The sequence below is a fragment of the Myxococcus sp. AB056 genome, from assembly GCF_006547365.1.
GTDB lineage: Bacteria > Myxococcota > Myxococcia > Myxococcales > Myxococcaceae > Myxococcus > Myxococcus virescens.
Genome location: NZ_VHLB01000019.1, coordinates 105293 through 115884, shown reverse-complemented (window position 1 = coordinate 115884; position 10592 = coordinate 105293). Strand labels below are relative to the sequence as shown.

General features: G+C 66.9%; 7 protein-coding genes and 1 pseudogene. 3 read left to right on the top strand and 5 right to left on the bottom strand.

The window, feature by feature from the left end; translation table 11 throughout:
- Together FMP39_RS11670 and fni are read right to left on the bottom strand one after the other, a co-directional pair.
- Window positions 1-322, bottom strand: a pseudogene (locus FMP39_RS11670) (3-hydroxy-3-methylglutaryl-CoA reductase); the annotation flags it as partial.
- 33 nt (window positions 323-355) lie between these two features.
- Window positions 356-1414 (bottom strand): type 2 isopentenyl-diphosphate Delta-isomerase, encoded by a 1059-nt coding sequence (fni, locus tag FMP39_RS11665; RefSeq protein WP_141589982.1) that lies wholly within the window; start codon window positions 1412-1414, stop codon window positions 356-358.
- Between the two features lie 922 nt (window positions 1415-2336).
- On the opposite strand from fni, the gene FMP39_RS11660 reads away from it, so the two are divergent.
- Entirely contained in the window at window positions 2337-4916 is a 2580-nt protein-coding gene (locus FMP39_RS11660; RefSeq protein WP_194858360.1) for a kelch repeat-containing protein, read from the top strand.
- Between the two features lie 700 nt (window positions 4917-5616).
- A complete protein-coding gene (locus tag FMP39_RS11655) occupies window positions 5617-6174 on the top strand; it encodes a dihydrofolate reductase family protein (protein WP_141589980.1) in 558 nt (185 codons plus the stop codon).
- 374 nt (window positions 6175-6548) lie between these two features.
- Here the strand turns inward: FMP39_RS11655 and FMP39_RS11650 are convergent, their stop codons facing one another.
- The 3 genes from FMP39_RS11650 to FMP39_RS11640 all read right to left on the bottom strand — a co-directional run bounded on the left by FMP39_RS11650 (window position 6549) and on the right by FMP39_RS11640 (window position 9685).
- On the bottom strand, window positions 6549-7799 hold the full coding sequence (locus FMP39_RS11650; protein ID WP_141589979.1) for an MFS transporter: 1251 nt from the start codon (window positions 7797-7799) through the stop codon (window positions 6549-6551).
- Complete coding sequence (locus FMP39_RS11645) at window positions 7789-7980, bottom strand: hypothetical protein (protein ID WP_141589978.1); 192 nt, start codon at window positions 7978-7980, stop codon at window positions 7789-7791. Before FMP39_RS11645 ends, FMP39_RS11650 begins: the two co-directional genes overlap by 11 nt.
- A 190-nt stretch (window positions 7981-8170) precedes the next feature.
- A complete protein-coding gene (locus FMP39_RS11640; protein WP_141589977.1) occupies window positions 8171-9685 on the bottom strand; it encodes an FAD-dependent oxidoreductase in 1515 nt (504 codons plus the stop codon).
- A gap of 44 nt (window positions 9686-9729) precedes the next feature.
- Here FMP39_RS11640 and FMP39_RS11635 point away from each other — a divergent pair, with 44 nt between their 5' ends.
- Window positions 9730-10218, top strand: coding sequence for a MarR family winged helix-turn-helix transcriptional regulator (locus FMP39_RS11635; protein ID WP_141589976.1), 489 nt, complete (start codon window positions 9730-9732; stop codon window positions 10216-10218).
- The last annotated feature ends 374 nt before the right edge of the window (window positions 10219-10592 follow it).

Below are 10592 nucleotides of genomic sequence, written 5' to 3'. Positions count from 1 at the left end.
CACCGATGAAGCCGCCCGCCTCCCGGACAATCTTCGCCGCGAAGGACACCGCCGCCACGACGGAAGGCTCCTCCACCGCCATGGGCACCAGGTAGTCACGTCCGTTGACCTGGAGGTTGAGGCCCAGACCCAGCGGGAGGGAGAAGGTCCCCACCGCGTTCTCAATCATCTGGTTCGCCAGGACGGGCTGGAGCACTTCCGAGCCCAGCAGCTGCTGCAGGTCCTCGGGCGTGAGCCGGAACATGCGGGAGAGGTGCGCGTGGCGCTCCTCCATCGGCAGCTTGTGGAACCCGGGAAGCCGGGACGTCACGGTGTCAGACATGTTGTTCCTTCCAGACTTCAGCGCGGCCACCCGCTACAGCGCCGCCAACCAATCCTTCAACTCGCCGGTGACGACCCGGGGGCGCTGTCTCAGTTCAGCGCAGCTTCTGCTTCCCGTCTGCACCAGCGCCTGCCGCAGACTCGCCAGGATGACCTCCAGCGCCGCCTCCGCCGCCTCGAGCCCGCCCGCCTGCTGCGCGCGGAACAACGGCAGCGCCATGCCGGCCAGGTTCGCCCCCAGCGCCAGCACCTTGGCCGCGTCCAGCCCCGTGCGAAGGCCACCGCTCGCCACCAACCGGACGTCCGGGCCCACGGCGCGCCGCACCGTGGCCAGGGCCGCCGCCGTGGGAATGCCCCACGCGCGGAACTCCGCCCCCAACTGTGCCTGTACGCCCGACGCGCGAAGTTGTTCCACGCGCACCCAGGACGTCCCGCCCAGACCGGACACGTCGATGTTCCGCACGCCCAGGTCCACCAACCGCCGCGCGACGTCCGGGCCGATGCCGCAGCCCGTCTCCTTCACCAGCAGCCGGTCGCCAAAGGCCTTCACCAGCAGCTCCACCACGCGGTAGCCGCCCTGGAAGTCCCGGTCGCCTTCCGGCTGCGTCAGCTCCTGGCCCGCGTTGAGGTGCAGCGCCAGCCCGTCCGCGCCAATGCCGTCCACCAGCCGGCGCGTCCCCTCCACGCCCAGCCCGATGGCCTGGAACATGCCGATGTTGCCCAGGAGCGCCACCGTGGGCGCCACCTGCCGCACCTGGAAGGACGCGGCCCGCGAGGCATCCTCCGACATGGCGCGCTGGCTGCCCACACCGAAGGCCAGGCCGTGGCGCTCGGCGAGCAGCGCCAGGTCGCGATTCACCGCACCCGCACGCTCCGTCCCACCCGTCATGCCGGTGACGAGCAGCGGGTAGCGCAGCCGCTTGCCCAGGAACACCGTGGACAGGTCCACGTCCTCCACGGACATTTCCGGCATCGCGCAGTGGACCAGCTTGACGCACTCCAGCAGGGTGCTGTTTCCGCTGGGTTCGACGTCACCCGTCGAGCAAAGGTCGAGATGCGCGTCCTTGCGTCTGGCTGTGATGTCGTCGCCCATCTCGTTGAAGTCCGGTCTGCCCTGGGTGGAAGGCGCGTAGGTGCCTGAGTGGCCAAAGTTTCCTGAGCAAGCACGGCGGCCAAGGTGCAAGCCAAAGGGCCCGGGCGGTCAGTCCCGGCGTGTGGTCAGCAAACCTGAGTCGAGCCCATGCAATGACGGCGCCATGATGCGCCAGGCCGAATCCAGCGTGATTCAGGAGGATGAAACAGCCAGGCTCCGCGTTTGACACGTCAGCCGCAGTTGCTGACGCGTCAACTGGCCTCATGACACACCCTGTGCCTACCCAAAATGCGGTCGCTGGGTCATGCGGACATCAACGCGAGTGAGCGCGGCGCGCACGAGACTGTCGAACTCCCTGGCCAGCAAGGCTGGGGGCCATTCCCCTGGAGTTGCCCCCGTCAAATCGGACAGCTCAGGGCTGGGAATGCGCAGTACGGAATTCGCGGGGTGACATCATCTTCAGTCCGCGCCGAGGACCTGGGCGGACTGGATGCGGCGCTATCGCTTGCTCACGTACGACCGGCTGGTCGGAGAGAACTTCAGCGCGGCGCGGCCCCGGGAGGCCGTGCCCACGTACAGCGCGCGGCCGTGCCCTGTCGAAATGGACACGGCGGGAGCGAAGCGGGAAGGTTCCCGGAGCGCGGGATGCCCGAAGGGGCGCCGACCCATGTTGGAGCGAGGCCTTGCGCGTCCCTCCCTGGGTCGGGCTTCGATGCAAGCCCATCAGCCTTGACGCTGCTCGTCCGGTCCGCCACCCTGCGTCGGCTTCAAATCCTCTCTTGAGTGGGCCTGGCAACGCGATTCGGCGTGCTTCGAGGTGGAAGGCCTGGCTGAGAGAGGTCCCTCGTGACCTGGAGCGTTCATGACCACCGCTCGTATCCTGAGCATTGGCTGTCTTTCCGCATTGCTGAGCCAAGGCTGTATGGAATCCCCCGCTGTCCATTCCCCCGACCGCACCGCACCACAAAAGACAGACATCTCCGCCGCCTCACTGGACTCGGCCCCCGCCATCCTCACGACGGAGCTCACCCAGGCAACTGAAGGCGTGACGTACCGTCGTGCCCCCGGTGTCGCGGAGGCAATCCTCGCGGCGGGAGGCACCGCGCCGCTCCAGGTGAGCGCCACCGGACTCCCGTCTGGTCTCACGATCGACGAGGACACCGGCATCCTCTCTGGGATTCCCGCGCCCGGTATGGCGGGAAGCCACGCGGTGGACGTCGTCGTCATGGACGCGAACGGGCAGGCAGCCCAGGCCACGCTGTCGCTGGAGGTGGTGGCTCCGCGGGCGCTCGGGTCCAGTGGCACGGTGGGCGTGGAGCCGGAGGGCAGCCCCATCACGGACGCGCTGACCGTCTTCGTGATTGGAGAGGATGGGCGCGCACACGAGGGCGCTGGCGTACGGGTGCGAAAGAATGGCGTGGAGTACGTGCCCGCGCGTGAAGCGCTCACGGATGCAGAGGGGCGCGCCTACTTCACCGGCCTGGGGCTGGATGGCGTATCGGATACCGTGGACGTGACCGCCAACGGCGCGGGGCTCTCCAACGCCACGATGGCGCGGGTGAATGCCTCGCTGGTGACGCTGCTCGTCCCCAGCTACCCGGTGCCCCTGCCGCGCGGCAGCGCGAGCGCCACCTGGGATGCGCAAGCGGGAGGCTTCATCATGACAGGCGGACGGGGCTCGGGTGTAAACCAGCCCATGGGGTGTCTCAATGACACGGTGGCGCTCACCTCCGTCGCGACCGGGACCTGGGAGGAGTGGGGTGTCCCGGGACTCTCGGCGCCCGCGGCGCCTCCGGCGCGGGTCGGTGGCGCCTTCCAGTATCGGGAGAGCGGCATCAGCGTGCTCTTCGGTGGAGAGAGCTGCACGGGGTCGAAGCTGTCGGACACGTGGCAGTTCAACTCGGCCACTCGGACCTGGCAGCAAGTGGGGGCGCCGGGGCCCTCCGCGCGTTCGGGCGCAGCGGTGACGGCCTCCCCGGTCTCGGGCAGCATCTTGCTGTTCGGAGGTACCTCCGGGACGGGCTCGCAGGGAGGCCTGTTCGTCAACAACGAGCTTTGGAGCTATGCCCAGGGGTGGGCCAAGTTGTCTCCCACCGGGACGTTGCCGGCCGCCCGCGCCTTCGCCGCCGCCGCGCTCGACACGAGCTCCGGGCTCATGTGGATCTGCGGCGGTGCGAGCGGCGCGCCCATCGGCGCCGACCTGGCGACGTGCTCCACGTACAACCGCTCGACCAATGCCTGGGCGAGCGCGCCCTCGCTGCCGGCGGTCCGTCGCGGTGGATTGATGGCTTATCGGCCCGGCGCGGGGATGTACCTCTTCGGAGGAACGTCCAACGGTGCCGCGCGCAACGATCTGCTCCGGTTCAGCGCGGGGGCGTGGACCACGGTCACCGCGCAGGGCGCAGCGGGGAGTCCTCCGAGCAGTGGTGGGGTGAAGCTCGAGACGGACCCCACGACAGGCGACCTCGTCCTCCTCACGGGGACCGGGGCGGTGTGGACCTTCGACGGAACGGCGTGGCAGCGGGCCACTCCGTCGTCCGCGGCGGAGACCGTCACGCTGTCGGGGACGATTTCGGGCGGAGTGACGAGCGGCTTCAGTGGCGCCACCATCTGGGTGGTCGCGCCCACCGGCTTCAGCGCGACCACGTTCTACGTCGGTCTGACGGGTGGGGTCGCCAGCTACAAGCTCGCGGGGGTGCCGGCGGGCGTTCCGCTCTCCGTCTATGCCTACTACGAGTCGGGAGGCCTTTATTCTCACAAGGACGTGGGGGATGTGGGGCCGCTGGTCGCGGACACGACGTTGGACATCGCGCTGGAACCAGGCCCCCTGGCGACCACGACGACGACAGGCACCCTCGTGCCTCCCGCGGATTGGCCCGCCTTCATCAATGCCCGCTATGCGCGAGGGGTTCGCCTCCAGTCAGGACTTCCCGCGCAGCCCAATGGCCCCCCAGAGAGCACGGGCGGCACGTCGAGGACGTTCTCCGCGACCTACATCCCTGCGTCCGCACCCGCCACTCAGGCCGTCTCGCTCGAGGCGACGGTCGTGGAGGCAGCGCTCTGCGAGACGTTGACGACCCGGGTCTACAATCCTCCCGCGGGTGCTGTCGGCGCGGTGGCGCTACCGGATGGCGTCCGGGGCGTGGCGCCGGGGCTGAGTGAATGCAGCACCGGGACGGTGCCGACGGTCGCGGAGGGGGCGTATCAGCTCACCGCGCCCGCGGGCACGGAGTTGCTCTCCGTGCGTCGAGGCGCGCGAGGGATGTCGTGGGACTGGGTGTATCTTTCGCAGGCACAGGCGGGCGCGCAGGCCTTCGACTTCCCGCAGCCCAGCACGCTGGCTCCGAGCAGGCCCGCCCCCAGCGGTCAAGGCACGGCCTGGGAGGTAACCGCCAACGTCTTCGAGCCGGGCTCCGGCTTCCGCTACGAGCAGTTCGAGTCCGCGAATCTGCGGCCCACGAGCACCGCGCGCAGCCACCCGCGCGGCTTCGTGCGTCAGTAGCCGACGCGTCTATCATGCGGTTCATGGCCTACGAGGACTGGGGAACGAGACGCAGCGTCATCGCACAGCGTGGCAACGAGTGGGAACGCACCATCACCTCACGTTCGCTGTTCGCCAGCACGCCAGCGTGTTCGCGACTTCAATACCCGGCGCACCTGGGCCCGTAGCTGGTCAGGCGCAACGCATTGCGAGAGACGCTCGTAGAGGAACGCGCGGGGCTTGTTACGCACGCCCCGCGCGGCTCCGGATTTCGCGCTGCGAACCGATGGGCTTCGACACGCATCGCACATCCCCCAACTGAGTGCGCGATACTCAATCCCCACCACTCTGGCACTCGAGTTTGCCCACAAGCTCGCGGCACTCGACGCGCTCAACCAGCAGCTCGGACAGCCCGCTGCGTCCGCGCCGGCGGATCCAACCGAGACGGGCCGGGCGCGCCCGCCTGGCGGCAAGCGCAAGCCGACTGGGCGTCGCGACCTACGCGAGGCCGACCTCCCGGAGGAACGCATCGAGCTGAACGCCCCGCTGCTTGAGGGCTCCGCCCCGAGGATCGGCGCCGACGATTGTGACCGCACCGCTGCCGCCGCAGATCCTTCCGCGCGCGCTCGCGACACCTTCGCTCCTGGCGCACATCCTCAGCGACAAGTTCTGCGACGGCCTGCCGTTCCATCGCCAGGAGTGAATGGCTTAGACTCGCCGCATGGGACTCTTGACCTTCAGCATCAACGTCACCTTGGACGGCTGCGTCGACCACCAGGAGGGAATCGCCGACAACGAGACACACGCCTTCTTCACCCGCCTCATGGACGAGTGCGGGGCGATGCTGTGGGGCCGCGTCACCTACGAGATGATGGAGAGAGACTGGCCAGCGGTCGCCCGCGGCGACCAGGAGGCGCCGCCGGCGATGCGCGAGTGGGCGGTCAGGCTGGAGGCCAAGCCGAAGTACGTCGTGTCGTCGACGCGAAAGGACTTCCCGTGGACCAACAGCCACCACATCGCCGGCGACCTGCGCACGGGCGTGCAGAAGCTCAAGGACGCGACCCCGGCCGGCGTGCTCCTCGGTAGCGGAAAGCTCGCGACCGAGCTGGACCGGCTGGATCTGATCGACGAGTACAAGTTCCTCGTCCACCCCAGGATCGTCGGCCACGGCCCGACCCTGTACCAGAGCGGGCTTCCCAGCACGCGACGGCTCGAGCTGGTCTCGGCGAAGCCGCTCCGCAGCGGCGCGGTCGCCATGCACTACCGGCCCGCGCGCTGAGACGCCTGGCCCCGTCCGCCGGGAGCAGATCTTGACGAACGGCTCTCGGACTGTCTCGGCCGCGCTTCTCGACCGGCACAGCCCTTTGCCCTCGTCTCTCTGCTCATGCCGGCTCGGGTCATCTGGGTAGGGAAGACAGCGCCCCGGAGCCCCCCAAATCCTCGGCAGGGCGCGGGCGTTCGCCCACGTCGGTCTCCTCCCGCTTCAAGCGCCAGGGCCCCAGGAGCGCGGAAGGCTGCCGCCTGGCGCTCCGCGGCAGCCGCTCCACTCGGGCGAATGATTCGCCTGACAACCAGCCGAACATCTTGGGCGCATCGCCAAGCTGCCGCACCAAGTAGTGGATGTCGAAAGCAATAGGAACATCACCGCCTTTCCTACGGCGCTTCGGGCTTCGCTATCAACTCCGGATCGCTCTTCGGGAGTCGGGCAATGGTCACCGCAACTCCGGCAAGGGCGACAGCCATGGCGACGCCGATCCAGACGCCGTAAAGCGCATACCCCAGAATGAAGCCACCGAGGACGGGGGACAAGATGTCCGTTACCGCGATCAGTGCTTGTGCCGCTCCCATGACGACGCCTTGCCGCTCGGGAGGGACTTGGACGGAGAGCGCCGCAAGGTAGGTGGGCTTTGCAAGGGCGTCGCCGGTGCTGACGCAAAGCACTGCAAAAGCGAGAACGGGCAAGGTGTTGGCCAGGCCAGCGGTCAGGAATCCGGCGCAGACAAGGGCGAAGATCAAGATGATCAAGTTCCGCTCGGTGAAATACTTGCCCAGCCAACCCAATAGGAAAAGTTGGACAAGGACATTGATCACACCATCGGCCATCATGATGTAGCTCAGTTCCTTCGGTCCGAAAGCATGGCCGTTCCAGATGAATGTATCCGCCAGAAATACGGGCATCTGCGAGGTGTACATGCCATAGGCGAAGAAATGGCACACCATCACGATGACAAGTATTCGGAGCACGGGTGCTCCCAGGATCGCGCGGAACGAGCGCTTCTCTCCGTTGGCTTGACCCTCAAGGCGAGGCGTCGCCTGTCCGTCTTCCAGCCGGAAGAAGGTCACGGCGACGGTAAGGAGCGTCAACACGAGGGCGGCGTAAATCGGCGCGGTCAATGAGGTGTCGGACAAAAGGCCAGAAAGGCCCGCGCCGACAATCCCTCCCAAACCTACCCCGCCTGTCAAAATGCCGATGGATTGCCGTCGACTCTTGGCGTCCGAATGATCCGCGACGTAGGCTGCGGCGGCCGAGAGGTTCCCCGCAGTCATTCCGAAAAGCGCTCGGGCAAGCAGTATGAAGAAGATGTTCGGCGCGCTTGCGAGCAACAGCAGGCTCACTGCTGCGGCGAACTGGCTCGCAAGGAGAATCCGTTTCCGGCCGAATCGGTCGGAAAGCTGGCCGAGGACTGGGGCGGAGGAGAACTGGCTGAAAGCCTCCGTCGCAACGACGATGCCCAGGACCAGCGGAGAACCCCCCATCTCCCGTATATAGAAGGGCAGCACGGGCATAACAGCAGCCATACCGGCGGCATACATGCTGACGATCACAAAGACCGGCAGGAGCAACCGCCAGTCAAGCGTCTTCGGACTACCGGTCGCATCTTTCGGTAAGGAATCAGTTGTCATTTCCCATTCCTCCGGCATTCATGACAAAGACTGTGCGGCGGGTGCCGTCATCCTGCGGCCATGCTTTGTCGCAAGCGGCGAAAGGCACCCGCTTGAAGACGCTCTCCAGGCCGCTGCCCATCAGCTCGATCGCCGAGGCGCTCAGGACGGGGCTTGGCAGGGTGATGTCCTGCGCAGACACCAAGCCCACCTGGCCCCCCCCAACGGGAACGACTCGTCCGCGCTGTCATGTGCGTCCGGCGCACGGGCCTTGACGACATGGCTGATGGCGGCGGTGCTTACCCGAATCAGCTTCTCGCCTTCGGATGCCACAGGGGAGCCAAGCACGCCCAGCGCAGGTACCAGTCCCGCAGCGGTAACGGTCGCGGCTTTCATTTCGATTCTTCTTCAAGTCGAGCCACGCCCATGCGGGCCAAATAGACCTCAAGCTCCGCGGTCTGGTCCGCGTTCAGGATTGCGCCGACATATCCGTCCGGACGAATCAGCACGCACTCGCCTGGTGCCAATGCGTAGGCGTCACGGATGTGCTCCCACGCGTCGACGACCTCGCTCTGCGCGCCGACGTGGTGGACATGCAGGCCCGGACGTGCCTCGATCAATGCACCGTCGGCCTCATGGACCAGCAGTGTCCAGTGCGGCCCCTGGAACAGTTGGAACAGCCTTGCAGGCTGGCCTGCCGCGCCACGAATCGGAGCGTCCGGCGCGCGGTCTCCCGCACGCAGGCCGCCCTTGCGTTCGGGCAGTTCCTTGGCGAGCGGTGAGCCCGGATAACCGATATCGAGCTGACGCACCTCGCGTCCTCGCCGCATCCCGCCTTGTTTCTGGGCATCGAGCAACCGGGTCGAGAGGCCGAGCATGGCCTCGGCCACCGGGCGCCGTTCGACCTCATAGCTGTCGAGAAGGTCTTCCCGCGCACCCCGTAGCGAGGCCGCGAGCTTCCAGCCCAGGTTGTAGGCATCCTGTACGCTGGTGTTCAGCCCCTGTCCGCCGGTCGGCGGATGCACGTGGGCGGCGTCACCCACGAGGAACACTCGGCCCACGCGGTAGCGCTCGGCCAGCCGCGCGTTCATCTGGTAATCCGAGGCCCAGGACACCGAGCGCACGATGATGTCTGCGCGCCCCGTGCGTCCGGCGATCAGGGCGTTCAGCCCGTCGGCCGAGAGGTCGGCCTGTGCATCCGGCGGGATCGGCGCCTGGATCTGGAAGAGATCGGTTCCGGCCAGCGAGCAGATCGCGACCATCCGCTCCATGTCGCCGTCGTTGAATTGGTGCCACGCATCGGGGGCCAGCCCCGTCAGCACGACATCCGCCACCAGGGCGTGCACGCCCAGCGTCTTGCCGGGGAAGTCCACGCCGAGCGTTTTCCTCACGAAGCTGCGCCCGCCATCTGCGCCGACCAGATAGCGGGCGTGAAGGGTTTCCTCGCCGTTCGGTCCCGCAAAGCGCGCAATGACGCCACTGCCATCCTGCTCGAAGCCGAGCAACTCGCAGCCGAATTCCACCCGATGGCCCAGCTCGTTCAGCCGCTCGCGCATGATGCGTTCGGTCACGAACTGCGGGACCATCAAGGGCAAGTGGTAAGGCTCGGCAGGGGTCGGATCGGCGTCCTCGGCCATGTCCGTATCGAGATAGCTGCCGTCATCGCGATAGATACGCTGCCGCGGATAGAGTCCGCCGGCCGCCACCGCCCTGTCGAGGATGCCAAGGTCCTCGAAGATTTCCTGCGTTCGCGGCTGGATGCCCTTACCGCGCGAACCCGGGAACGGCCTGGACATCTTCTCGATCAGCCGGAACGCGACGCCGCGGCGCGCCAGCTCGATGGCGAGGGTGAGGCCAGCCGCGCCGGCACCGCAGATTAGAACGTCGGTCGTCGAATGGTTTGCCATGCCAACTCCAATATGTGCAATATGCACCCAATAGGAGCCACGCTATGCCCATCAGAAAAAATGTGCAAGATGCACACATTTCCGAACAGATGAAGGTGCTACACGGGGCGCTGGTCAGCATCGTCAGTGCGCTGAATCGGCCGCGGAACGACGAGAAGATGATCGAGGAAGCCGGCATCCGGCTCGATCGGGCACTGTTCTCCGTGCTCGTGGGCATCGAGCGGCTGGGGCCCATTGGTGTGGTGGACCTGGCCGAGCGTGCGGGACGCGACTACACCACTGTCAGCCGGCAGGTGGCCAAGCTCGAAAGCCTCGGCTTGGTGAAGCGCCGCGAGAATCCCCTTGATCGCCGCGTGCGTGAGGCGGTCATATCGGTGAGGGGGAAGGCGATGACGGACCGCATCGACGCGGCGCGCGAGCGGATGGGCCACGCTATTTTCAAAGACTGGGACAAGGACGAAATAGAAGTTTTCGTGAGACTGATGCGGAAGTTTGCCGATGCCCTGGAGAAAGAGCCGCCGGTTGGTTCGTAGGCGAGATCGTCAACCGCAAACCCGCGTCCCGGTTTCGGCCGAGGCGAGGGATTTCAAGGAGCGCCCGCGCATAGCGGCAGTCTAGCCACCACGCGCCAGCGCTGGTACGGCAATGTCATCCAATGACATTCAGCTTGTTAGACCAAGGAGCCGGATTCTCCGGGCCTGTCTGCCCATGCACGGGCTGGGGGCGCTCGCCGTCAGGCGCGGGGGCGATGGGCCTCGAAAATGCTGCTGGGAGGGCTGATGCTCGTCCTGCTTCAGGCGCTTCACATCCAACCTTCTGCCCTCTCCACCGGGGGGCCAAGCCCATCGGTTTCAACCTTGGGGCGAGGAACACCGTAAACGCCGCCTTCGCCCGGCTCACCCGCAAG